The 22,798-nt window shown below is 70.3% G+C and carries 24 protein-coding genes and 3 pseudogenes; 19 read left to right on the top strand and 8 right to left on the bottom strand.

All coding sequences use genetic code 11. The annotated features are described in order from the left end of the window. The first annotated feature begins 95 nt into the window (after positions 1-95). The 3 genes from CES90_RS34755 (at position 96) to CES90_RS34745 (ending at position 2,805) form a co-directional block, all read left to right on the top strand. Complete coding sequence (locus CES90_RS34755) at positions 96-1,313, top strand: acyl-CoA dehydrogenase family protein (RefSeq protein ID WP_189785707.1); 1,218 nt, start codon at positions 96-98, stop codon at positions 1,311-1,313. Between the two features lie 476 nt (positions 1,314-1,789). Beyond that, positions 1,790-2,596 carry an SGNH/GDSL hydrolase family protein gene (locus CES90_RS34750; protein WP_189785706.1) on the top strand — a complete coding sequence of 269 codons (807 nt, stop codon included), beginning with the start codon at positions 1,790-1,792 and terminating at the stop codon, positions 2,594-2,596. Between the two features lie 11 nt (positions 2,597-2,607). After that, entirely contained in the window at positions 2,608-2,805 is a 198-nt protein-coding gene (locus CES90_RS34745; RefSeq protein ID WP_189785705.1) for a hypothetical protein, read from the top strand. A 160-nt stretch (positions 2,806-2,965) separates the two neighbouring features. Here CES90_RS34745 and CES90_RS34740 read toward each other — a convergent pair whose 3' ends face one another. Beyond that, positions 2,966-3,541 (bottom strand): PadR family transcriptional regulator, encoded by a 576-nt coding sequence (locus CES90_RS34740; protein ID WP_189785704.1) that lies wholly within the window; start codon positions 3,539-3,541, stop codon positions 2,966-2,968. 133 nt (positions 3,542-3,674) lie between these two features. On the opposite strand from CES90_RS34740, the gene CES90_RS34735 reads away from it, so the two are divergent. The 6 genes and pseudogenes from CES90_RS34735 (at position 3,675) to CES90_RS50240 (ending at position 7,231) form a co-directional block, all read left to right on the top strand. After that, positions 3,675-4,067 carry a nuclear transport factor 2 family protein gene (locus tag CES90_RS34735; RefSeq protein WP_189785703.1) on the top strand — a complete coding sequence of 131 codons (393 nt, stop codon included), beginning with the start codon at positions 3,675-3,677 and terminating at the stop codon, positions 4,065-4,067. Positions 4,068-4,090: 23 nt separating this feature from the next. After that, complete coding sequence (locus CES90_RS34730) at positions 4,091-4,195, top strand: NAD(P)-binding protein (protein WP_229914140.1); 105 nt, start codon at positions 4,091-4,093, stop codon at positions 4,193-4,195. Between the two features lie 431 nt (positions 4,196-4,626). Then, a pseudogene (locus CES90_RS34725) lies at positions 4,627-4,809 on the top strand (DUF418 domain-containing protein); the annotation flags it as partial. A gap of 7 nt (positions 4,810-4,816) precedes the next feature. Continuing rightward, positions 4,817-5,200, top strand: a complete 384-nt coding sequence (locus tag CES90_RS34720) for a PrnB family protein (protein ID WP_189785702.1) — start codon at positions 4,817-4,819, stop codon at positions 5,198-5,200. Positions 5,201-5,373: 173 nt separating this feature from the next. Then, on the top strand, positions 5,374-6,663 hold the full coding sequence (gene kynU, locus CES90_RS34715; protein WP_189785701.1) for a kynureninase: 1,290 nt from the start codon (positions 5,374-5,376) through the stop codon (positions 6,661-6,663). A 109-nt stretch (positions 6,664-6,772) separates the two neighbouring features. Beyond that, positions 6,773-7,231: a hypothetical protein gene (locus CES90_RS50240; protein WP_229914148.1), complete on the top strand. Its 459-nt coding sequence runs from the start codon at positions 6,773-6,775 to the stop codon at positions 7,229-7,231. Between the two features lie 59 nt (positions 7,232-7,290). On the opposite strand, the pseudogene CES90_RS34705 reads toward CES90_RS50240, so the two are convergent. The 3 genes and pseudogenes from CES90_RS34705 to mhpA form a co-directional block, all read right to left on the bottom strand. Further along, positions 7,291-7,635, bottom strand: a pseudogene (locus CES90_RS34705) (dioxygenase); the annotation flags it as partial. 8 nt (positions 7,636-7,643) lie between these two features. Then, entirely contained in the window at positions 7,644-8,741 is a 1,098-nt protein-coding gene (locus CES90_RS34700) for an alpha/beta hydrolase family protein (RefSeq protein ID WP_229914139.1), read from the bottom strand. After that, positions 8,738-10,303, bottom strand: coding sequence for a bifunctional 3-(3-hydroxy-phenyl)propionate/3-hydroxycinnamic acid hydroxylase MhpA (mhpA, locus tag CES90_RS34695; protein ID WP_189785700.1), 1,566 nt, complete (start codon positions 10,301-10,303; stop codon positions 8,738-8,740). Before mhpA ends, CES90_RS34700 begins: the two co-directional genes overlap by 4 nt. A gap of 180 nt (positions 10,304-10,483) precedes the next feature. Between mhpA and CES90_RS34690 the strand changes: the two genes are divergently transcribed. From CES90_RS34690 to CES90_RS34665, 6 genes are all read left to right on the top strand, one after another. Beyond that, the gene (locus CES90_RS34690) at positions 10,484-11,131 is read left to right on the top strand and encodes a TetR/AcrR family transcriptional regulator (RefSeq protein ID WP_189785699.1); all 648 of its coding nucleotides are present in this window, start codon (positions 10,484-10,486) and stop codon (positions 11,129-11,131) included. 205 nt (positions 11,132-11,336) lie between these two features. Further along, positions 11,337-12,530, top strand: coding sequence for a cytochrome P450 (locus tag CES90_RS34685; protein WP_229914138.1), 1,194 nt, complete (start codon positions 11,337-11,339; stop codon positions 12,528-12,530). Between the two features lie 5 nt (positions 12,531-12,535). Beyond that, complete coding sequence (locus tag CES90_RS34680) at positions 12,536-12,730, top strand: ferredoxin (protein ID WP_189785698.1); 195 nt, start codon at positions 12,536-12,538, stop codon at positions 12,728-12,730. Next, entirely contained in the window at positions 12,727-13,857 is a 1,131-nt protein-coding gene (locus tag CES90_RS34675; protein WP_189785697.1) for an NAD(P)/FAD-dependent oxidoreductase, read from the top strand. The genes CES90_RS34680 and CES90_RS34675 overlap by 4 nt, the downstream gene beginning before the upstream one ends. Before the next feature lie 10 nt (positions 13,858-13,867). Beyond that, positions 13,868-15,058: a cytochrome P450 gene (locus CES90_RS34670; RefSeq protein ID WP_229914137.1), complete on the top strand. Its 1,191-nt coding sequence runs from the start codon at positions 13,868-13,870 to the stop codon at positions 15,056-15,058. A 448-nt stretch (positions 15,059-15,506) separates the two neighbouring features. After that, the gene (locus CES90_RS34665) at positions 15,507-16,745 is read left to right on the top strand and encodes an MFS transporter (protein ID WP_232791340.1); all 1,239 of its coding nucleotides are present in this window, start codon (positions 15,507-15,509) and stop codon (positions 16,743-16,745) included. 457 nt (positions 16,746-17,202) lie between these two features. Here the strand turns inward: CES90_RS34665 and CES90_RS34660 are convergent, their stop codons facing one another. After that, positions 17,203-17,535, bottom strand: coding sequence for a hypothetical protein (locus CES90_RS34660; protein ID WP_189785695.1), 333 nt, complete (start codon positions 17,533-17,535; stop codon positions 17,203-17,205). Beyond that, positions 17,499-17,771 carry a transposase family protein gene (locus tag CES90_RS34655; protein ID WP_189785694.1) on the bottom strand — a complete coding sequence of 91 codons (273 nt, stop codon included), beginning with the start codon at positions 17,769-17,771 and terminating at the stop codon, positions 17,499-17,501. Before CES90_RS34655 ends, CES90_RS34660 begins: the two co-directional genes overlap by 37 nt. Positions 17,772-17,842: 71 nt before the next feature. Between CES90_RS34655 and CES90_RS34650 the strand changes: the two genes are divergently transcribed. From CES90_RS34650 to CES90_RS34640, 3 genes are all read left to right on the top strand, one after another. Continuing rightward, on the top strand, positions 17,843-18,181 hold the full coding sequence (locus CES90_RS34650) for a cupin domain-containing protein (RefSeq protein WP_229914136.1): 339 nt from the start codon (positions 17,843-17,845) through the stop codon (positions 18,179-18,181). Between the two features lie 150 nt (positions 18,182-18,331). Next, complete coding sequence (locus tag CES90_RS34645; RefSeq protein ID WP_229914146.1) at positions 18,332-19,210, top strand: amidohydrolase family protein; 879 nt, start codon at positions 18,332-18,334, stop codon at positions 19,208-19,210. Positions 19,211-20,108: 898 nt separating this feature from the next. Beyond that, positions 20,109-20,504, top strand: coding sequence for a PucR family transcriptional regulator (locus CES90_RS34640; RefSeq protein ID WP_189785693.1), 396 nt, complete (start codon positions 20,109-20,111; stop codon positions 20,502-20,504). Positions 20,505-20,574: 70 nt separating this feature from the next. Here the strand turns inward: CES90_RS34640 and CES90_RS34635 are convergent. Further along, positions 20,575-20,742 (bottom strand): annotated as a pseudogene (locus tag CES90_RS34635) (transposase); the annotation flags it as partial. A gap of 255 nt (positions 20,743-20,997) precedes the next feature. Here CES90_RS34635 and CES90_RS34630 point away from each other — a divergent pair. Further along, positions 20,998-21,696 carry a TetR/AcrR family transcriptional regulator gene (locus CES90_RS34630; protein WP_208921479.1) on the top strand — a complete coding sequence of 233 codons (699 nt, stop codon included), beginning with the start codon at positions 20,998-21,000 and terminating at the stop codon, positions 21,694-21,696. 23 nt (positions 21,697-21,719) lie between these two features. Here CES90_RS34630 and CES90_RS34625 read toward each other — a convergent pair whose 3' ends face one another. Beyond that, the gene (locus CES90_RS34625; RefSeq protein ID WP_189787386.1) at positions 21,720-22,742 is read right to left on the bottom strand and encodes an aldo/keto reductase; all 1,023 of its coding nucleotides are present in this window, start codon (positions 22,740-22,742) and stop codon (positions 21,720-21,722) included. Positions 22,743-22,798: the final 56 nt, after the last annotated feature.

The following is a 22,798-nucleotide window of genomic DNA, read 5'->3' as shown; positions in this document are numbered from 1 at the left end:
GTCGCAGGTGCTTCCCGGCAAGATACTGAAGACGCTATACAGTTTCTAGGACGCGACGGGCGCCAGTGCTCGTACGCCCGTCGGCGGGAGGTCCCGTGCCCATCCAGTTCGATGTCGATCCGACTGTCGCTCAACTCGCTGCGTCCACCGCCGAGTTCGTGCGCGAGGTGGTCATTCCTGCCGAGCGCGAGTGCGGCGGGTCCGTGCACGACGCTCCCGAGGCGCTGCGGGAAAACCTGCAGAAAGCCGCCCGTGACGCGGGTGTGTTCGCTCCACACGTACCGACGCGGTGGGGTGGACACGGGCTCGACCTGCGAGGGCAGGCGGTGGTGTTCGAAGCGGCGGGCTACTCGCTGCTCGGACCGCTGGCGCTGAACTGCGCGGCCCCGGACGAGGGGAACATGCACCTGCTGGAGAAGGTGGCCACCGAAGAGCAGAAGCAGAGGTATCTGCGTCCGCTCGCCGCGGGCGGGACCCGGTCCTGCTTCGCCATGACCGAACCGGCTCCGGGCGCGGGTGCCGATCCCCGATCCCTGCGGACCACCGCGACCCGGGTTCCCGGCGGCTGGCGCATCGACGGGCGCAAGTGGTTCATCACCGGTGCCCAAGGAGCCGGCTTCGCCATCGTCATGGCCCGGACCTCGGGCAGCCCTGGCGACCCGGGCGGCGCCACCATGTTCCTGGTCGACGCCGGCACCCCCGGCATGAGCATCGTCCGGACCATCGAGACCCTGGACGAGTCACTCTTCGCCGGGCACAGCGAGATCGTCTTCGAGGGGTGCGTGGTGGGGGAGGAGCAGGTACTCGGGGCGGTGGACAGCGGCTTCGAAGGGGCCCAGGTCCGGCTCGGTCCCGCCCGGATGACCCACTGCATGCGCTGGCTGGGAGCCGCACGCCGCGCTCAGGACGTCGCGCTGGAGCGGGCGGGCAGCCGGATGGCGTTCGGCTCGGCGCTGGGCGACCTCGGCATGGTCCAGCAGATGCTGGCCGACTCCGAGATCGACATCGAGGCGAGCCGCGCACTGATCCTGCGTACCGCCTGGGAGCTGGACACCGGCTCCGCCGCCGCCTCTCAGCTCACCTCGGTGTCCAAGACCTTCGTGGCGGAAGCGGTGAACCGGGTGGTCGACCGGGCGGTGCAGATCTGCGGAGCGCTCGGCATCTCGGCCGCCGACGCCCCGCTGGCCCGTCTCTTCAGGGAGGTGCGGCCGTTCCGGATCTACGACGGCCCGTCGGAGACGCACCGTTTCGCCATAGCGCGCCGCGCGGTGCGGCCCTATCGACAGCCGCGCCCAGGTACCGTCGACGGCTGATCGCTCAGGGGCCGGCCACTCCTCAGGTACCGGGTCGGGAGAAGTGAGTGGTCCGGAAGCGAGACGGCAGAACACGGGCACCGCTGCTGGGGGCACATGCGAATCGTTGCACGCTCCGAAGACCGCGGCTTGCTGACCTCCCGTTCGCTGCGCATACACGGGTGCATGATCACTGACTTGCGCTCGGAACGTTCGAAACTCGCCCGACAGTCCCCGTGGCACGGGGCGAGCCAGTACGGGGCGTATTACCGCCACGGGGTTCTCACGCCCGTGAGACGGCCGACACCCGACTGGGCGGTGGACCGGGGCGGTGGACCGTCCTCGACGGCCTCGGCTCCTCCCAGAGCGGCGTCACTTTGCAGGAAGGTGAGCCCGTAGCTATCGTCATATTCAATAATGCGATTAGGTGCTTAGTTGTCCGGCAGTGGCCGTGTGCCACTTCCACCAACAGCGTTGACGAGAGGCGGTCAGTCCCCGTGCCGAGCAGTGGGTATCTGCGCTATGTCGCCCTGGGGGACAGTCACACAGAGGGGCTCGGGGACGGCGACGATGTCCGTGGTCTTCGGGGCTGGGCGGACCGGCTCGCCGAGCAGGTCGCTCGCCACAGTCCCGGCCTGCTCTACGCCAACCTCGCGGTGCGCGGCCGTAAGGCCGGTCAGGTGCGCGCCGAGCAGCTCGGTCCGGCTCTCGCGATGCGGCCCGACCTCGCCACCGTGGTGGCTGGGGTCAATGACGTGTTGCGTCCGAGGTGCGACCTCGACGAGGTGGCCGGCCATGTCGAGGCGATGTTCGCCGCCCTCACCGCGCAGGGCGCCACCGTCGCGACCCTCATGTTTCCCGACGTCGGACGTATGACGCCGTTGGCCCGCCCGATCGGTCACCGTGTACTCGCTCTCAACGCGCGCATCCGGGAGGCCGCCGACCGCCACGGCGTGGTGGTGGCGGAGACGGCCGCGCACGCGGCGGCGACCGATCCGCGGTTGTGGAGTGCTGACCGGCTGCACGCCGGCCCGTTGGGACACACGCGCATCGCGGCTGCTGTGGCCCAGGCGCTCGGTCTGCCAGGCAGCGACGACAAGTGGGCCCTTCCCCTTCCGGCCGCGGGGACGGACATCTCTGCCTGGAGGGCCGTGGGTGCCGAACTGCGCTGGGTCGGCACCTTCCTCGGCCCCTGGATCGGCCGCCGCCTGCGTGGCCGCTCCTCCGGTGACGGCCGCCAGGCCAAGCGGCCGGCGCTGCTTCCGGTGGCCGCGTCCGCTGGGGACGCCTCCCCGACGGTGTGACGCTCTGGCTTGTGACGACGCCGACGGCTCCTCGTGCTGAACTCTCTTCCTTCTTCCGCGCCCGCTGCGAGTTCGAGCCCCGGCGTCAGATCACCGGCATTGTCTGCTCCATCCTCTACTACGACGTCCAGGGCTACGCCGGACTGACCCGAGGCCGGGTGATGCTGGGCGTGAGGCTCGTGGTCGCGCGCCTCTTCGGCGTCGGTTGACCCGGCTCTACGACCGCAAGGGGCTGCATCGCAATCCCGCCGACGAGGAGCCACAGCCGGTCCTCGCTCGGACGTAGACCGACGACCGCTCAGGGCCGGGCTGATCACGAGCGTGCAGCCCCTCACTTTTGACTAATCGTGCAGGTGGGATTGGCGCAGGTCAGCTCTCGGCCCGGAGCGCGGCCGTGCGCTGTTCGAGCCTGCGCAGTGCCATGTCCCCCCACTGGAGGTTCTCCCGCTCGAACGACATCCCGCGCAACAGCGTGAGATACGGGCCGATACGCTCGGCCTCGGCGAAGTACGCGTCCTCAGAGCGCCCGTCGAGCAGACGTTGCCGGAGCCGCTCGTAGCGGGCCAGCTTGGCGGTGGCCCACTCCATGCGCTCGGCGATGGCGGTCCGGACCGCTTCCATGTCGCCCGCGTCCAGGCACTGCACCTTGACCAGCAGCTCGTCCCGGATGACCGCCGGTTTGCCCAAGGGCTCGGCGGTGTAGGCGCGGACGGCCTTCCGCCCGGCCTCCGTCAAGGAGAACAGTCGCTTGTTGGGGCGTCGCTCCTGCTCGACGACGCGGGCCGTGACGAGTCCTTCGGCCTCCATGCGCTCCAGCTCCCGGTAGAGCTGCTGGGGCGTCGACATCCAGAAGTTGGCGACCGTCGCGTCGAACGCTTTCGCGAGGTCGTACCCGGACGCCTCGCCCTCCAACAGCGCGGCCATCAACGCGTTCCGCAAAGCCATGGACACACGCTAGCACCATTGTGATTACTCAACGAAGTGATTGATTGGTCGCCCTTTCCTTGTAGACAAGCCCTGACGGGCTCTCTAATCTCTCATACACCTATTCAAGTTTTTGAGTATAAGAGGTGGGCTCATGCATCCCTTCCGCAAAGCAGTCGAGAGCGGCGACTTGGAGGCCGTGGCCGCTCTGCTGGCCGACGACGTCGTCTTCACCAGCCCCGTCGCCTTCAAGCCGTACCCGGGCAAGGCCATCACCGCCGCGATCCTGCGCGGCGTGTGCCGGGTCTTCGAGGACTTCACCTACATCCGTGAGATCGCCAACCCCGATGGCCGCGACCACGCCTTCGTCTTCACCGCCGCCGTCGCCGGCAAGAAGCTCCAGGGCTGCGACTTCCTGCACTTCGACGACAACGGGAAGATCGACGAGTTCACGGTGATGGTGCGCCCGCTCTCCGCCGCCCAGGCACTTTCCGAGGCCATGGGCGCCCAGTTCGAGCAGATCGCCCGAGAGGCTGCCGAACACTGACCGCGACGACGGACTTCGACGCGGTGGTCATCGGCGCGGGCAACGCCGGACTGACCGCCGTCGCCACCCTCCAACGCGCGGGACTGCGCACCCTCTTGGTGGAGTGCCACAAGGTCCCCGGGGGCTGAGCCACCTCCTTCCAACGCGGCCGCTTCGAGCTCGAGACGGCGTTGCACCAGTTGTCCGAGTCGGCATGGGGGACCAGCAGTACACGCTGCGCGTGCTGTTCGAGATGCTGGGCGTCGCCGATTCGCTGGAGTTCGTCCAGGAGCATGACCTGCACCGCGCCGTGGTACCCGGTCGGCACGATGTGATCCTGCCCGCCGACTGGGCCGGCGCCGTGGACGCCCTGGAGGACGCCTTCCCCGGCAACCGCGCCCGTGTCGAGCGTTTCTTCGCCCTCGCCAGGGACGTGACGTTCTGGTGCGTCGCCGCCCTGCGCAAGATGCCGGCCGACGGCATCGACCCCCACTGGCGAAGTGTCGGTATTCGAGAGTTGCAGTATTCGCCCGCGGGTGAGCTTGTCCTACCGTTGGCGAGCCTGGCCACCATGGTGGCCGCCATCCGCTACATAGCGGATGGCCACTCGTCGGTCCTGTTCGCCACTCTCGCCGGGTTCTCGCTGATGCTGCTCGCCGGCCGCCGCGAGCCGAAGACGGGCCTGGCGGGCCGGCAGGCGAAGGCCCGGATCGCGATCCGCGCCGTGGTCCTGCTGGTGCTGGGCACCGTGATGGCGATGGAGTCCCGCTGTGCGGCCCGGCCCGGACCAGGCCGGTCTCACCGAGGCGCTGCTCGGTATCCGTGATGTCGTCGACAAGGTGACCGACGCTTTCCTCGACGTCGAGCGCTGGTGCGATCACTACGTCTTCTACCACCGCATCAGGCCGTTCCTCACGGGGTGGTCCGCGCCGGGGCTGCGCTTCGAGGGCGTGGACCGGGAACCGCTGGTGCTGGCCGGCGGGAGCGCCGCACAGAGCTCCCTCATCCAGGCCTTCGACGCCGGACTCGACATACCGCACCCGCACGGGATGACGGCGGGATTCCTGACCGGCAGTCCGGGCGCAACCACTTCGACTCTCCCGTGGAACTCGCCGTGCCCTCCGCCCGAGTTCATGCCGAGACCCTCCGTCTGATGGGTCCGGCCACGGCGCGGCGCTGACCACTTCACTCCCAGCCACCAGAGCGACCAGCCCGCTCATGACCACCTTCCGGCTCATGACCACCTTCCGGGCCCACGCGCGCCGCTTCGGCGCCTCCTTCGACCCGCCTCCGGTCATCCGGCTCCATTTCCCAGAAGGGTATTGCCTTGCTCGCGCGATCCACCGCCTCCGAAGCCGAGGCCCACCAGCTCGACGAAGCCCTGCCGGGGCGCCGCGAGCTGTTCCGCATACCGCCGGCCGACGGCGGCAGATACACCGAGACCGCGTACCTCGCGGGCAACTCCCTCGGCCTGCAGCCCAAGGCCACCCTCGTGGAACTGACGGAGGACCTGTCCGACTGGAGCCGCTTCGGCGTCGAAGGCCACCACGACGCCGTACGCCCGTGGTTCGGCTATCACCGCCTGCTGACCGAACCGGCCGCGCGCCTGGTCGGGGCGCTGCCCGAAGAGACCGTCGTCATGAACTCCCTGACGGTGAACCTGCATCTGCTGATGGTCTCGTTCTACCGCCCCCAGGGGGAGCGGACACAGATCGTGATCGAGGACAGCGCCTTCCCCTCCGACAGTTACGCGGTGCGCAGCCACGTGCGCTTCCGGGGCCTCGATCCGGACCAGGCGGTCATCAGGCTGCGTCCGCGTCCCGGGGAGGACTGCCTGAGCACGCAGGACGTCGTCGACTTCCTCGACCGGCAGGGACACACAGTGGCCCTGATGCTGCTGGGCGGCGTCAACTACCTCACTGGCGAGCTGATGGACATCCCCGCCATCACCGCGGCCGGCCATGCCGCGGGCACGACGGTCGGCTGGGACCTTGCCCATGCGGCGGGCAACGTCCCGCTCCATCTGCACGACTGGGACGTCGACTTCGCCGCCTGGTGCTCCTACAAGTACCTCAACTCCGGCCCCGGCGCGCTGTCCGGGGTGTTCATCCACCAGCGGCACGTCACCGACCGGGGTCTGCAGCGCCTGGAAGGGTGGTGGAGCACTGACGCCGCCACCCGGTTCCGGATGGAACCGGTCTCCCAGCCGCCGGCCACCGCCGACGCATGGGCGATCTCCAATCCGCCGATTCTCGCCATGGGCCCGGTACGCACCTCGCTGGAACTGTTCGACGCCGTCGGCATGGCGGAGCTGCGGGGGCGCAGCGAGAAGCTGACCGGGTACCTGGAGGGGCTTCTCGACGCGATCACCCCCACCCGTCCGCTGACGGTGATCACCCCCAGGGACCCGCAACGCCGAGGCGCCCAACTGTCGCTGCGCGTCGGCCGTACGAGCGCGGCCGCCCTTGCCCGCAGGCTCCGCCACGAGCACGGAGTCGTCGCCGACGCCCGCGAGCCGGACATCATCCGGCTGGCGCCGGTGCCCCTCTACTCCACCTTCCACGACTGCTGGCGAGCCGCCGACGCGCTGGCCCACTGCGTACCGGAAGAGAGATGACCCAGACCGGCAACGCGACACCCCTCCCGCCGGGGCCGCCAGCCGCCGCAGGCGGGGACGGAAAGCCCCGGGCGAGCTCGTACGTTCGCTCACCCACCGCCAGACCACCATGATCGGCCTCGGCTGCGCGCTGGGCACCGGCCTCTTCCCGGGGTCCGGTTCGGCCATCGGCACAGCAGGCCCTGCCGTGATCCTCTCCCGCGGCCGTGGCCCGGCTGGGCCCACACCCCCGGTACGGGAACGCACCGCGCTGCTGCGCCGGGCGGCCGACCTGATCGAGCAGCGCTTCGAGGAGTTCGTGGCCGCGGAGGTCGGCGACACGGGCAAGCCCGTGACCCGGGGCGCCGGGGCTGCCGCCGGAAGCCGCGGGCAGGGAGGCCCACAGGTCGCCGTCCTCGTACGGCAGTTGGGCGACGGAAGCGGTGAGGGACTCGCCGATGGCGAGGGCCTCCGCGTAGCCGAGCGAGGTGGTGAGCCGGTCGATGCCGCGTCGCACCCGGACAGGCCTGTGATGACCGGCCGCCAGGTGCGGGTCGCCGCCCTGGAGCGCGGTGCTCGCGACGAGTGACGCGGAGAGCAGCGCGTGGGTGGTGGGGATCTCGGCGGCCGGGGTGAACGCGGGCAGGAGATGGAGTCGCCGAGTTCGCGGCGGGGCGACTCGGTCATGTGGAAGGGGCCGAGGACGGTGCTCTCGGTTCCCTCCTCGGACCCGTTCAAAGTCTCGACGAGCATGGAGACGCCCAGGATGTCGGAGAGCAGGACGAACTCCTGGCGGGTCTCGTCGCACGTGTGGCCGACGGCGGTGAGGAAACCGATCGCGGCCTCCCACTCCTGGATCGTGGGTTCGATGTCCCGTACGAAGGCGTGGAGGTGGCGGGTCAGGCTCTCCATGATCTGCCGCAGCCGCTCGTCCTTGGTCTGCCGGAAGCTCTCCACCACCGCGTCGGTGGCGGTCTCGACGGTGAAGTCCACTGGTGGCCCTAACCTTTCGGGGTGCTCTGGCCGGTGAGGTGGTCGGTGAACCAGTCGCCGGTGAGCGCGTCGCGTTCGGCCGCGTGGTTGTAGAGGGTGTGTTCGCCGTCGGGCCAGATGCGGACGGTCGCGGCGGCGGGGTCGGCGGCGCGCAGGAACGGCTCCTGGTCCTCGTAGCGGGCCAGGGGGTCCTGGCCGCCGTGCAGCAGGAGCAGCGGGCAGGTGATGCGGTGCTTGTCCGGGTCGAAGCGCAGGGCGTCCATGACCTCGGTCACCCGGTCCGGGTCGTCGGTGCCGACCACGGCGGCCATCTGCTCGCGGGCGGTGCGGAATTCGGGGACCGTGGGCGCGGCCGGGGCGCCGTTGACCACCACCGCGCCGACGCGCGGATCGGCGGCGGCCAGGTGGGCGGCGAACAGGCCGCCGAAGCTGATGCCCTGCACCCCGATCGCGCCGCCGAGGCGGGGATCGGCCTCGACCAGGTCGACGAAGCGGGCGAAGCCCTCCGTGACGCGCTCGTCGACGTACAGTCCGTGCCGCAGCCGCGACTCGCCCTGACCGGGACCTTCCGCTAGCAGGCAGGCCAGGCCGCGCGCGGTGTAGGCGTCGGCGACGGGCAAGTACGCGGCGCCCCAGCCGCTGAGCCCGCCCCAGACGATGACGGTGGCCGGGGCGGCGCCGGTCGGCGGCAGGCACAGCCATCCGCCGAGGACGCCGCCGCGGTGAGTGATCTCCACTCGCTCTACGCCGGGTGCGAGAGCGGCGGTCGCGGTGGTGTGCCGGGCGTACAAATCCCGCTTCTCCGCAGTGTCGCTCTGGTACGCCATCTGCGCGAACATCAGGGCCCCGGAGGCGAACCGGTATGCCTGCCGGGCGGTCGTGCGGTGGCCCGCGGCTTCCGACACCCGAGCGCGCTCCAGTTGTACGTCGGCGATCATCGTGGCGGCATCCTGCCAAGGGATTCCGGCGGTGGTGTCGGCGAGCAGCCGTCGGGCGTCGGCGGGATCCATGCCGCAGTCGGTGAGCCGGGTGAAGGGCATGGCCCGGTGCTGGGCGGCGACCAGCACCGGCAGCACGGCCTCCGCTCCAGGATCTCCGGTCGTCATACGGCTGCCCCTACCGTTCCGGACGCTCCGGACAGCGCGGCGTCGAGGTCGTCCACCAGCGCGCACAGGTCCGTACTGTCGACCGCCGTACCGAACAGCACGAAGTCGGGACGCGCCACATACGCGACCGCGCCGAGCAGGTAGAGGTATTCCCGGTGCTGTCCGTCGAGGTCGTCGACGGTGTCGAGGGCGACCATGGCGCAGCCCAGGCGCTCCAGCCGGGCGAGCCGCTCCGGCCCGAGGGCGGCGGTGGAGTCCTCGGCCGTGACGAGGGTGAAGCCGTATCCGGTCAGGTCGTCGAGGCGTCCGGTGCGGCCGTCGGCCAGACGGACGCGGCCCTGCGGGGTGAGGGTGCCGACCGGTGTGCCGGCTTCCTTGCGCAGCACTCCGCCGCTCAGCGGCGGGAACGGGGGCGGCGGGGGTACCTTGCCGGCGAAGAAGGCCGCGTCCCGGGCCGCCGCGGCCTCGACGTCGTGGGTATTGGCGACCTTTCCGAGGCCGATCGCCATGTGGGTGAGGGCGGTGACGTGCGGGCGGCGCTCGCTCTCGTAGGTGTCCAGCAGGGCGTCGGGCGCCAGGCCGCCGAGGACGAGGTGCAGTTTCCAGGCGAGGTTGGTGGCGTCGCGGATGCCGCTGCACGCCCCCTGGCCGAGGTAAGGGGGCATGGTGTGGGCGGCGTCGCCGGCCAGGAAGACCCTGCCGGTGCGCCAGCGGGTGGCGATGCGGGCCTCGAAGCCGTAGACGAGCTGGCGGGTGATCCGCACATCGTCCGGGCCCAGGTCGTGGTAGTCGCGCAGCAGGCGCCAGGCCGTCTCGGGCGCGGTCATCTCCTCGCGGGTCTCGCCCGGCAGGACGGCGAACTCGAAGCGCTGGCGGGTTGTGCCGATGTTGATGGTCATGTGCCCCCGCGCGGGATCGCAGTACTGGGTGCCGTAGGCGAACTCCGGGGGCTGTGGGCGCAACCACTCGGTGTCGATGTTGACCCAACTCTCGTTGAACCCGAAGTCCTCACGCTCCACTCCGAGCAGTTCCCGCACCCCGCTGCGGCTGCCGTCGGCGGCGATCACATAGCGGGCCCGGACCTCGTCGCGCGGACCGTCCGCACAGCTTGTCTCGGTGTTCCAGCCGCACAGGCGCAGGGTGACGCCGTCGTCGTCCTGGTCGAGGCCGGTGACCGCCCAGCCCTGGCGGACGTCGACCGTGCCGTAGCCGCGCAAGCGCTTGTCGATCGCCTGCTCCACGTCCGGCTGGTACATGGAGATGTGGTCCGGATATCCCATCGGGCCGTCGGGGGTCGCCGGGATGCGCACCAGCGTCTCGCCCTTGCCGTTGACCCACAGGTACTCGCACGGGGACGAGTCCCGCAGCGCCTCCTCGACATCGCCCGCCGCCTGGACGGTCCGTGCGGTCTCGTCATCGATGTGGGTGAGCCGGGGCAGCCCGTACAGGGCCGTCCAGCGTTCGCACACCACCACCCGGTGGCCGAGCCGGCCGAGCAGGGACGCCGCGGCGAGTCCGGTCGGGCCGTAGCCGACGACGGCGATGTCATGGTGCGGAGCCATCGGACACCTCCAAAGACAGCCCCGCGCCGTTGCGAGGGGCCGTGGTGGGAAGGAGAGAGGTGCGGCTCGACCGTGCGGTGCAGGCCGCAGTTCGTGTGAATTCAGATTCACACTTGGAGTGAAGCGAGATTCACACGACGGCAACATGGACGTCAAGACCCCGGTCGATAAACTGCGCAGATGACCGAGTCCCCCACTCGCAGGCCTGCCGCCCTCCGGGAAGGCAGTCGCCGTTCGCAGCAGGACCTCATGCAGGCCGGGTACGCGCTGCTCGAAGAGGGCGGAGTGGACGCACTGACCGTGGCCGCGGTCGCGGAGCGGGCCGGCATGGCGGTCGGCAGCATCTACCGCCGGTTCGGCGACAAGGAAGGACTTCTGCTGGCCATCCAGCACGCCTTCACCGAGAACCTCCAGGCCGAGATCAGCCAGCGCATGTCCCCGGAGCGGTTGCGCATCCTGCGCGATCCGGCCGTGGCGGTCGCCGAGGCGGTAGGCGCGATCACCGACGCCTTCCAGGCCTACGAGTCCCTGCTGCGCGTCTTTCTGCTGCTCGGCACCCGGCATGAAGCGGTACGGGTCGAGGGCTCACGCGTCAGCGTCGAGGGCAACCGCAACTTCGCCGAGGCACTGCGTCACATCCCCGTTGCGCACCCGGATCCCGAGGCCGCGCTGGACTTCGCCTTCCGCTTGGTCTATGCCACGATCGCGCACCGCGTCACGCAGGGCGAGTTCCTGGAGTCCGACCGCCCGCTGCCCTGGAGCGAGTTGCGCAGTCACCTCCAGACCGCGGTCATCTCCTACCTCCTCGCCACCCCGGACGGCCGCTGACCTCCTGGCTCGCCGTTGCGCAAGTGCGCGCACAGGGCTTGACGCGGCACGATCGGTTGTGAGCTCATGCTCACCACGTGCGTGAGTGCTGACTCACACATGGGTTCGCTTCTCTTCGCTTCCCACGCCCTCGTGCCGACAGCTCAGGTCCTCTTCCACCTCCGGAGCTCCGTCGTGGCCCGAGCAACTCGAAGGAGAGTTGTCGATGCATGCGACCTTGCCTCTGCCGACCTCCGACGTCGACCTGTTCGCCGACGACGTGCTGCACGACCCGTACCCCGCGCTCCGTGAGCTCCGGGAAGCCGGCCCCGCGGTACGGCTTGCCGCCTACGACGCCTGGGTCCTTCCCCGCTACGACCACGTCCGCGCGGCTCTGGCCGACCACGAACGCTTCTCGTCGGCGCACGGCGTCGGCTACGAGGACCAGTTCAACGCGCAGATGAAGGGCACCGTGCTGGCCAGCGACCCGCCGGACCACACCCGGCTGCGGGCTCTGCTGTCCGACAAGCTCGCCCCCAAGGCCCTGGCGGGGCTCCGTACCCGGATCGCCGCCCTCGCGGACGTCCTTGTCGCCGACGCCGTGGCCAAGGGCGGCTTCGATGCCGTAGCCGATCTTGCCGCGGTGTTCCCGGTGACCGTGGTCGCCGACCTGGTCGGGCTCGCCGAGGAAGCGCGGGGCCCACTGCTGTCGTCCGCGGACGCGGCGTTCAACACCTTCGGCCCGTTCAACGCCCGCGCCCAGGCGTCCATCCCTTTCATCAGCCAGATGTTCGGGTACCTCAACACGGTGATGGTGCCGGAGAACCTCCGCCCGGACGGCTGGGCCGCCGCCGTCCACCAGGCCGCGGACCGGGGGGACATCGAGGCCGCCTCCGTGGTGCCCCTGCTGTCCGCGTACGTGATCGCCAGCATGGACACCACCATCAACGCGATCGGCAACACGATCCTCCTCTTCGCCCGGCACCCGCAGCCCTACCAGGAAGTCCGCGCCGAACCGGCGCTCATCGGCCCGGCGTTCGAGGAGTCACTGCGACTGGAGTCCCCCGCACAGGGCTTCTTCCGGCGCACCACCCAGCCGGTGGACATCGACGGCATCACCATCCCGGCCGACACCAAGGTCCTGCTGTCCTTCGCCTCGGCCAACCGGGACGAACGCAAGTGGGAACGCCCCGAGGAGTTCCTCGTCCGCCGCAACCCGGTCGACCACGTCGCCCTCGGCTACCGCGTGCGCCTCCAGCCGGGCCAGGGGCTGGCCCGGCTGGAGGCGCACGCGGTGCTCGGCGCGCTGGTACGGCGGGTGTCGTCGATCGAGCTCGCGGGCGAGCCGGTCCGCAAGCTCAACAACGTCATCCGGGGCATGGCTTCGCTGCCCGTCACGGTACGCACAGAAAGGCAGTAAGTGAGATGTCCAGGATCGTGGTGGACTTCGACCGTTGCGAGGGCCACGGACTGTGTGAACAGACCGCGCCCGAGGTCTTCCGGCTCGACGACGAGGGCGAGCTGCAGCTGACCCACGAGGAGGTGGCCCCGGAGGACGAAAGGGCCGTCGCCGCCGCCGTGCGGGTGTGCCCCGTCGCGGCGCTGAAGGTCCGGCCGTGAAGCGGATCGTTGTCGTCGGCGGGTCCATCGCCGCGCTGACGGCGGCGGAGAGCCTGCGGGCCGAGGGCTTCGACGGACAGGTGACCGTCCTGTCCGAAGAACCCCACCAGCCCTACTCCCGCGTCCCGCTGTCCAAGGGCGTCCTTGCCGGCCGCGAACGCGCGCACTCCGCCCTGCTTCCCGCGCCGGGCGAGGACATCGAGTTCCGTACCGGGGCGCGTGCCGTACGGCTGGACGCCCGCTGCCGTGCGGTCACGCTGGCCGACGGCACCGAGGTGCCGTACGACGGGCTGGTCGTCGCCACCGGGGCCCGGGCGCGCCGCCTGACCGGCGGCGCCGACCTGGTGGTGCGCACCCTGGACGACGCCGAGGCCCTCGCCTCCCGGCTGGCCACCGCCCGCAGCGCGATCGTGCTGGGCGGCGGCTTCCTCGGCATGGAGGTCGCCACGACCTGCCGCGCACTCGGCCTGGAGGTCACCGTGGTCGACCTCGTCCCGCCGCTGCTCAGGCTGCTCGGGCCGTGGCTGGCCGATCTCGCCGTCGCGGCCGCCCGGGACCACGGCATACGTATCCGCGTCGCGCCGGACGGCGTCACCGTGATGGACGAACACCGCGTGCGCTGCGGCGAGTCGGTCCTGGAGGCCGACGTGATCGTGTGCGCGGTGGGCGACGTACCGAACACCGAATGGCTCAGGGACTCCGGCCTTCTCCTGGGCGCCGACGGCGGCCTGATCGCCGACGCGTGCTGCCGCGTCGCTCCCGGGGTCGTCGCCGCCGGGGACGTCGTGTCACGGCAGGGACGCCGAACCCCTCACTGGACCAACGCTGTCGAGCAGGGCCGGGCAGCCGCGGCCGGCCTGCTGCACGGCGCGTCGGCACGGCCGTACCACCCGGACCCGTACTTCTGGACCGAGCAGTGCGGACTCGACATCAAGATCAGCGGCGAACTGCCGCTCACCGGGGCCCCCGACATCCTCGCCGGATCGGTGAACGACCGCAGCCTGCTCCTGAGATGGCACCACGACGGGGGCTCGGCCACAGCCGTCGCCGTCAATCACCGCCTCCCCGTCATCAAACTCAAGCGGCTCGGCGCCGGAGCACCCGCCCCTGCCCCAGCCCGTACCTAAGGACATCACCATGGCTCACCCGCACCATGCCCCCTACGATCCGATCGACCCCGCCCACCACGCCGATCCCGCGGCCCGGCTCGCCGAAGCCCGTGATCGCTGCCCGGTGTCCGAACCGCGCCCGGGTGTGCACTTCCTCGCCCGCCACGAGGACGTACGGGGCGTGCTCACCGCCCACGAGACGTACTCGTCGGTCGACAACTTCTCCCTGGAAGGCGGCACCAGGACGGCCGACCTCCCCGCGATCCCGATCACCATGGCGGACCCGCCCCACCACACGGCGCTGCGCGGGCGCCTCAGGCGCTGGTTCGCTCCGGCCCGGCTCCGCGCACAGGAACCGCGCGTCCGCGAGATCGTGGCCGGTGTTCTGGACACGTGGCAGCCCGGCCAGAAGGCCGAGATCTACACCGACCTGGCCCGTCAGATCCCGACCCGGGTGGTGTACGCCTTCCTCGGTCTGCCGGAGCAGGACTGGGAGCGTCTGCACCAGTGGGCCGATGCCATCGACGACATCCTCCCCGAACTGCGGACCGACATGCCGGAGTTCGGGGCCCTCACCGGCTATCTCGGAGAGCAGCTCGCCGCCAGCGCCGCCGCCCCGCCCACCGGGGCGGACGTCCTGGACGGTCTCGCGCACCCCGCCGACGGCGAGACACCGCTCACCCCGGTAGAGGCCGTCATCCACTCCTTCCAGCTGATCCTGGCCGGCACGGACACCACCGCCAGTCTGATCACCAACCTGCTCCACGAGCTGCTCGTCGACCGCACCCGCTGGGAACGCCTCATCGCCGACCGGTCGCTCGTCCCCGCCGCGATCGAGGAGTCACTGCGCCACGACGCGCCGCTGCAGTACGTGCTGCGTACGGTCACGGAGGAACGGGAGATCTCCGGCTGTCCCGTGAAGCCCGGCGACCGCCTCGCCGTCAGCCTCCAGTCCGCCAACTGGGACGAACGGGCCTGGGGCGCCGACGCCGCGGACTACTCGCTCGACCGGCCCACGGGGCAGGCCACCACGATGACCTTCGGCTACGGCATCCACACCTGTCTCGGCGCGCCACTGGCCCGACTGCAGGCCCGCGTCGTCCTGGAGCAGTTGCTGGACCGCTTCCCCGACCTGCGTCTCGCTCCCGGCTACCACCGCGAGCCGCCCCCGGGCCTCGTCATGATCCGCCGCCCGGCCCGACTCGACGTCGTGCTCTGACGTTCGGCAGCCGAGTGTCCCTCCCGGACGCCGACCACCACGAAGGCAGGCATCGCCGCTACGGTCCGCCCTCGGACCGTCGAGGCCGAGCCGGCTGCTGAAGGGCGTGCCCGCCTTCGAAACCCAAGGAATCGCCCAGACCCCATGCTCCGCGACCGGGTCGCTCGGCCAACCGGTCGGAACACTGCAATCACTACCACCCCTCGCGTGAAGCCCCGGCCCTCTGGTGAGGGCATCTATGGGACAGATGACCCCTTCCGGAATATCGACGACATGGAATCCGAACGTCCACGTGAGTTGACTCCCAGTCATCCCTGATTCAAAGACCCCGGATGTCCGGCTCGGAAGACCGACAGCCTCCTTGACGGCCGAGTCGCCCCCCGGCGCGACGGCAGGTCTTGCCACCCCCATCGCCCCAGCGGAATGGAGTTTCAGCATGTCCGAATCCATGTCCGCATCAGTCGGCACCGCCCCCGCAGAGCAGAGATCCTCCGGCCCCGCGCACCTGGTGCGCATCTTCCTCCTGATGGCCGGCAGCTGCCTGCCGGTCATGGGCGCCATCCTCATCGCACCGGTGCTGCCGAGGATGCAGGCCCACTTCGCCGCTGTGCCCGGCGTCGAGGCGCTGGTCGCGCTCGCCCTCACCGCACCGGCCCTCTCGCTGGCGCTGCTGGCACCCTTCGCGGGCGTCATCGTGGACCGGCTCGGACGCAAGCGCCTGCTCGTGGTCGCGACCGTGCTGTACGCGGTGTTCGGCACCACCCCGCTGTGGCTCGACTCGCTGCCCGGCATCATCGCCAGCCGCGCCCTGGTCGGAGTCACCGAGGCCGCCATCCTGACCTGCTGCACCACGCTGATCGGCGACTACTACTCCGGCCGCGTCCGGGACCGGTATCTGGCGCTGCAGACGATGTGCGCCTCCGCCTCGGCGACCGCGTTCTTCGTCATCGGAGGCGCGGTCGGCTCCGCCGGCTGGCGGGCGCCGTTCTGGATCTACGCCGTCAGCCTGCTGCTCGCCCCCGCCATGGCCGCCTTCCTGCCCAAGCCCACCGGCTCGGCCGAGACCGAGGTCACCGCCGATGCGGGGAACCGTCCGTACCCGTGGCGACCGCTGCTGGGAATCTGCGCCGTCTCTGTCTTCGGCGGTGTGGTGTTCTACACCGTCCCGGTGGAGATGGCGTTCCTGATGGACGGCCTGGGCGTGAAGAACCCGGGCATGATCGGGCTGGCCACCGCCGTCGCGAGCGCCGCCACCGTGGCCGGCGCGATCACTTTCGCACGTCTGCGCCGATCCGCAGAGCTCATGCTGCCCGTGATCTTCGCCATCTGCGCCGCCGGATTCGCAGTGATCGCTTTCGCGGGCAACCCTGTGGTGCTGATCATCGGCGCTGTCGCCAACTGCTTCGGCTCCGGCCTGCTGCTGCCGTCCATGCTCACCATCGCCATGTCGAAGCTCGAGTTCGCCGACCGAGGTCGCGGCACCGGGCTGTGGACCGCCACGTTCTTCATCGGCGCGTTCCTCTGCCCGCTGGTGCTCCTCGCCCTCTCGGGCGCAGTCAGCGGCCTGGCCACCGCAGTCGGGCTGCTCGGCGTCACCGCGATCGTCATGGCCGCGGGACTGGCACTGATCGCCCGACGCCGGGCCCTGAGCGGCGGCAACCGCCTGCCACAGGAACAGACCGGCTGACCCCCGCCTGCCAGGAACGGGTCTGTCCAGCCAACGTCTCTGTCTTACATTCGGTGGTGACAGAGCGTGCCGCCATCCGAGGAGGATGCGAAGAGACAACACCATGAGCAACGACACTCTCAACGGGGGCGCCAACACCGACAGCTGTGCTGCGGACCCGGGCGACCCGAGGCTCAACTGCGAGTCGTGAGGCTCACTGAGAAGGCGGCATTCTCGGCTCTCGGCCTTGGATGCCGCTATGGCTCAGCCCTCGCCTGGTCACGCCCACGTGAAGCGGGCCAGTTCCCTGACCGCGACGACCGCAGCCGGCTCCAAGGGCCGCCAGTATGCGCACCGAGGCCAGGCCGGGGTCGAGACCGGGCCTCAGCTCGCCACTGCTGCCTGTCGCGCTGATCTGCCCTGTCAGCGCCGTCACGATCCGGGCCTGCCCGATCCGCGCTGCTGATCGTGGAAGGCCTCACTGGCTGCGCGTGGCGCGAGCGATGCCGTCCGCCGCGTCCGGCCCGGCCTGCGCCCAGATACGCAGGGAGGTCACCAGGACGCGCCCAAGGGCCTCCAAGGCGAAGGTGTCCGCGCACGGCTCGCCCGCGTCCGGGCCCGTCAGCGCGGTGACGGGGACGACGATCCGTTCGGCGACGTCGACAAGCAGCTCAAGCATCCTCGGCTTGGTGCCGGCGAACTCACGGGCGGCTTCGACGTAACCGGCCTGGACGGCGCGGAGGTAGCTGAACGCGCTGATCGCCGCGTCCGGCGTCATCGGGGCGAGCGGCACGGTGGGGTTCTGGAACATGGACGGCTCCTCACGTACGGGCCGCCCCGCCCGGCGAACGTCACCTTGCCGCACGAGGCGTTCTCGCAGTACAGACGGCGCACGCTCAGCTCGATCAGCACCGGACGGCCGCCCAGCGGCGTATCTCCGAGCCGTCTGATGTAACGGCTGTGACACCACTCGCTCGGTGTCCCGCAGCCCGTACATGGTGCGGGTGTGAGCGAGTGCGTACGTGCACGGACAACAATTAACTTCATCGTCCAGGTCGTCGGCGGCGCCAACCAGCGCGCCGACTACCATGTCGGCCCGTTCGAGGAGTGGGCACCAGGTGCGCGGCACCATGTACGTCGACGTCATGACCGAGGACGGCCCGCGCGCCGTCCACATCAGGGAGGGCGAGACCTGGCTGCTGCCCGGGATCGTGCCGCACTCCCCGCAGCGCCCGGAAGCCGACAGCATCGGCCTGGTCATCGAACGCGTCCGCGAGCCGGGCACCCTGGAGAAGTTCCAGTGGTACTGCCCCGCCTGCCACGCCCTCCTCCACGAGGTGGAGCTCCAGGTCACCGACATCGTGGCCGACCTGCCCCCGGTCTTCGCCGCCTTCTACGACGACCGGCAAGCCCGGATCTGCGGCTCCTGCGGGACCGAGCACTCCGGGAAGGGATGACCCCGTGCCCCAGCACTCGCACGAGGCACGACACCATCGACATCCACACCCACTACGTCCCGCACGGCTGGCCCGACCTCCGCGCGGACGCCGGTCCCCAGGCGCCCTGCGCCCTGGCTGCGCGTCGAGTCGGAGGCCGACGCGGTGATCATGCTCGGTTCCCAGGAGTTCCGGCGGATCGGCGCCGAGTGCTGGGACGCCTCGGCCCGTCTGAAGGACATGGACGCCGACGGCATCGACATGCAGGTCGTCTCACCCACGCCGGCCTTCTTCCACTACGGCCGCAGCGGTGCCGAGGCGGCACGGATCGCCCACATCTTCAACGATCTGGCCCTGGACATCGTCGCCCCGGCCCCCGACCGCCTCGTCCCCTTCTGCCAGGTGCCGCTGCAGGACCCCGACGCGGCCTGCCGCGAACTGGAACGCTGCCTGGCCAACGGTCACCGGGGAGTCGAGATCGGCAACCACGTCGGCGACCACGACCTGGACAGCGCGGGCGTCGTCACCTTCCTCCAGCACTGCGCTCTGCTTCAGGTCCCGGTCTTCGTCCACCCCTGGGACATGGACGACTCACCCCGACTGCAGCGCTGGATCGCGCAGTGGCTGACCGCCATGCCCGCCGAGACCCATCTGTCGCTCCTGGCGATGACCCTCGGTGGGGTCTTCGACCGTGTCGACGACCGGCTGAAGATCTGCTTCGCGCACGGCGGAGGGTCCTTCGCCCTCTGGCTCGGGCGCATGGACAACGCCTGGCGGGGCCGCCCCGACGTGGTGGGCACCTCCGCACACCCGCCGTCGCACTACATCGGCCGGTTCCACGTCGACTCCGTCGTCTTCGACCCCCGCGCCCTGCGCCTGCTGGTGGACACCTACGGCGCCGGACAGGTCATGGTCGGCAGCGACTACCCGTACCCGCTGGGCGAGCGGCCCGCGGGCCGGGTCGTGCGCGAGAGCGACTTCCTCTCCACCGAGGAGAAGGCGTCGATCCGCCGAGGCAACGCCGAACGCTTCCTGGGGCTCGCCGGTTGAGAGGCGGTGCCCGGTGCCGCGCCAGGACCCGCGCCCAAGCCGCCTAACATGACTGCCGGACCTGCGGAGGTGAGGGAGATGTCCCAACTGGGCCGCGACGGCACGGCCGGCCGGCGCGAAGACCTGTTCTCGCTCATCGACGCCGCCGGGGAACTCCTCGACGTGCCCATCGTCCTGGAGGACACCGATTTCCGGGTGCTCGCCTGGTCGAAAGGACAGCAGACCGCGGACGAGGAAAGGGTGTCCGGAATCCTGGAGCGGCAGGCCCAGCCCTGGCTCGTGGAGGTGCTGCGCTCCCGGGGGGACATCGCCCGCCTGATCGCCTCCCCTGAGCCCGTCTTCCTGGATCCGGCCTCCGACCGGGCCAAGCCCCGGATGGCCTGCCGGGTCCAGCACGACGGTCCGCACCTGGGATACCTGTGGGCCAGCACCCCGACCCCGTTCGACCCACAGCGGACGGCGCACTTCCGCGCCGCCGCACAGGCGATCGCCGTCCGAATGAGCCGCGACGGACAGGGCACCACCGAGCAGGACGACCTGGAGGCCCTCCTGTTCGGAACGGCGGACGCCGAACAGGCCGCCGCGCGGCTGGGGTTGTCCACCGCCAAGGTCACCGTCCTGGCCGTCGCGCAGGGTCGGCCCGCACACGAGGCGGCCTTCGGCGAGACCCCGTCGGACATGCTGCGTCTGTACCTGACGACCGTGCACCCCCGCTCCCTCGTCACCCGGCACGACCGCGCCACCTACGCGGTGCTGCCCTGGCCGGCGTCCACGGACGACGCCGAGGCCAGGACCCGCTCGGCGAACATCGCACGGGGCCTGTGGGACCGTGCGGCGCTACGGGAGCGCATCGTCCTGGCCGTCAGCGCCGCCGTTGCGGAACCCGGCCGGATCCCGTATGCCAGATCCCACGTCGACCGGATCACCCGGACTGCAACAGCAGTACCCGTCGGCCCCCCGCGTCGCCGCCTTCGAGGACGTCCAGCTGCTGTACGCCCTCTCCCGGCTGCGGGGCGCCCTCCGCCAGGACGGCGAGACCCTGGGCGGCGCCGTCTTGGCACTGGAACGCCACGACCGGCACCAGCACACCCAGCTTCTGGCCACACTCCGCTGCTACCTGGACCACTTCGGCGACACCAACGCCGCCGCCACGCAGCTGCATCTGCACCCGAACACCTTCCGCTACCGCCTCCAACGCATCAGAGAGGTGAGCGGCTTCGACCCGCGCGACGCGCAGACGCGCTTCCTGACGGAACTGCACCTGCGCATCCGCGATCTGGAGCTGCCCGACTGACTAGTTTGGAGACGACGTCGGCGAAGGTCGAGGGAGTGCGCTCGAGGGCCAGACGCCAGCCCGTCCGCGTGATCATCGACCACCGGATCATCGCTTCGCTGGTGGCGGGCAGGGTTTCGTAATCCCTGGCCAGACGGCGGGAGTTCATCAGCCATGCGAATGTGCACTCGGCCACCCAACGCCTGGGGAGCACCAGGAATCCCTTCATGTCGTCGGTGCGCTTGACGATCTGCAGGGTGAGGGCGGGGCTCCGCGCACAGACCACCCTGGAACGCCGGCATCAGGTCCACGACCTGCTCGAGAAGGGCAACACCGTCAGACGCTACGCCCGGGCCACCGCATCCTACTTGGTTAGCGTTACCCTCCGTCACCGCCACATGTGAACCAGGGCCGTTAAGTTCACGCTCGGCGGTTCAAAGAAAGAAAAGATAGTGTGTCGTTTCTTATGCTGTACATGAGTGCGGAGACGACGAAAGGGACAAGCATGGCCGCGGTGAGTGAGAGCAGGCCGCCGGGTCGTCCGTTGGACGCTCGGCGTGAGGCCGCTTTGCTGGACGCGGCGCTGGAGCTGCTGTCCGAGGTGGGTTACGAGCGGTTGAGCCTGACCGAGGTGTGCCGCAGGGCCGGGGCCAGCACGAAGACGGTGTACCGGCGGTGGACGAACAAGGACGAGTTGATGACGGCGGCGTTGCGTCGTGCGGTGGTGCGGGCGGTGGACGAGCCGTTCGAGGTGGTGGCCACCGGGTCGCTGCGGGGTGATCTGCTGGAGAACCTGCGGGCATCCGCCCGGACGCAGCGGCAGTTCACCCCGCAGTACATGGCCGGGCTGCTGGTCGCCGCGTCCAGCGGCAGCGACGCCGGGCGGATGGCCCGGGAGCTGTTCCGCGTCCATTACGCCCGTCACCGGAAGGCCCTCACCTGTTCAAGATCCCTCAGCCGAGACCTGGCTCACCCGTCCACAACCTCCCGGGACAGAACACCTAGGCCGTGTCGTCACATTCCCGTCTGCCTCGCGACGCCATGCACGCTCCCCCACTCTCGGCTCCGCTCGGAGCGGGAGGGGCCCCACCGCCGCACCGGGCACACACCCAAGTACGTCCAGTACGAGGGTGTATGCCCGGCACGCCGAGAGCACGCGCCTACGCGGACATCAGCCGCTGCCGCGGCGGGCGCGGGGCAGCCCTCCGAGTGACGACGGCAATGTGACGACACGGCCTAGTCGGTCGAGGACCGCGGGTTGCGGATGTCCCTCCAGTGAGGGCCGTACACGTTCCGCCGGATGCCGGGCTCCCGCAGGAACTCGTGCGGGAAGCCGAGTGACGGCGCGCTCACCTCGTCGAGGCGGGCGGTCGCGTCGGCGTCGAGGCCTACGTCGAGGCTCGCCAGGTTGTCGGCGAGCTGCCGCTCGTTGGTGGCGCCGATGATCGGCACGACGTTGCCGGGGCGGCCCAGCAGCCAGGCGAGGGCGACCTGGGCGGGGCTCCAGCCGCCCTGCTCGGCGATCTCCAGCACGGCGTCGACCACCGCGTCCTCCCGCGGATCCGTGGCGGTCCCGCCCTCGCCGAGCCGCCCCGTCTCGCCCCGCCGGTACTTGCCGGTCAGCTTGCCCGCCGCCAGCGGCGCCCAGGCGAACACGGCCATGTCGAACCCCCGTGCCTGCGGCAGCAGTTCACGCTCCGGGGTGCGCTCCAGCAGGTTGTAGCGCAGCTGGGAGCCCGCGAACGCGGTCCAACCCCTCAGCTCCGCAAGGGTGTTGGCCTGGGCGATCTCCCATGCGGGCCAGTCCGACACCCCGACGTAGAGCACCTTCCCGGACCGAACGAGATCGTCGAGCGCTCGCATCACCTCGTCGACCGGCGTGAAGTCGTCCCGCGCGTGCACCCACAGGACGTCGAGGCGGTCGGTGCGCAGCCGCTCAAGGCTCGCCTCCACCGAGTGGACGAGGTTCTTGCGGTGGTTGCCCGCCGAGTTCACGTCGTCGTCACTGGTCACGCACGTGTACTTGCCGGCCAGTACGAAGCGGTCGCGGCGGCCTTCGAGGAGCTTGCCGAGGATGGTCTCCGAGGCGCCCTCGGAGTAGATGTCCGCGGTGTCGACGAAGTTGCCGCCGGCCTCCGCGTAGGCGTCGAGGAGCGGCCCGCTCGCGTCGAGGTCCACGGCTCCCCAGCCGAAGGTCATGGCCCCGAGGGCCAGTTCGCTCACCCGCAGACCGGTCCTGCCGAACAGTGTGTAACGCACGATGCATCCCCCTGTTGAACTGCCGAACGGTTTGTGGGTACGACGCTAGGAGATGG

Source organism: Streptomyces capitiformicae (genome assembly GCF_002214185.1).
Classification (GTDB): Bacteria; Actinomycetota; Actinomycetes; order Streptomycetales; family Streptomycetaceae; genus Streptomyces; species Streptomyces capitiformicae.
This window is presented reverse-complemented; position numbering and strand designations above follow the sequence as displayed.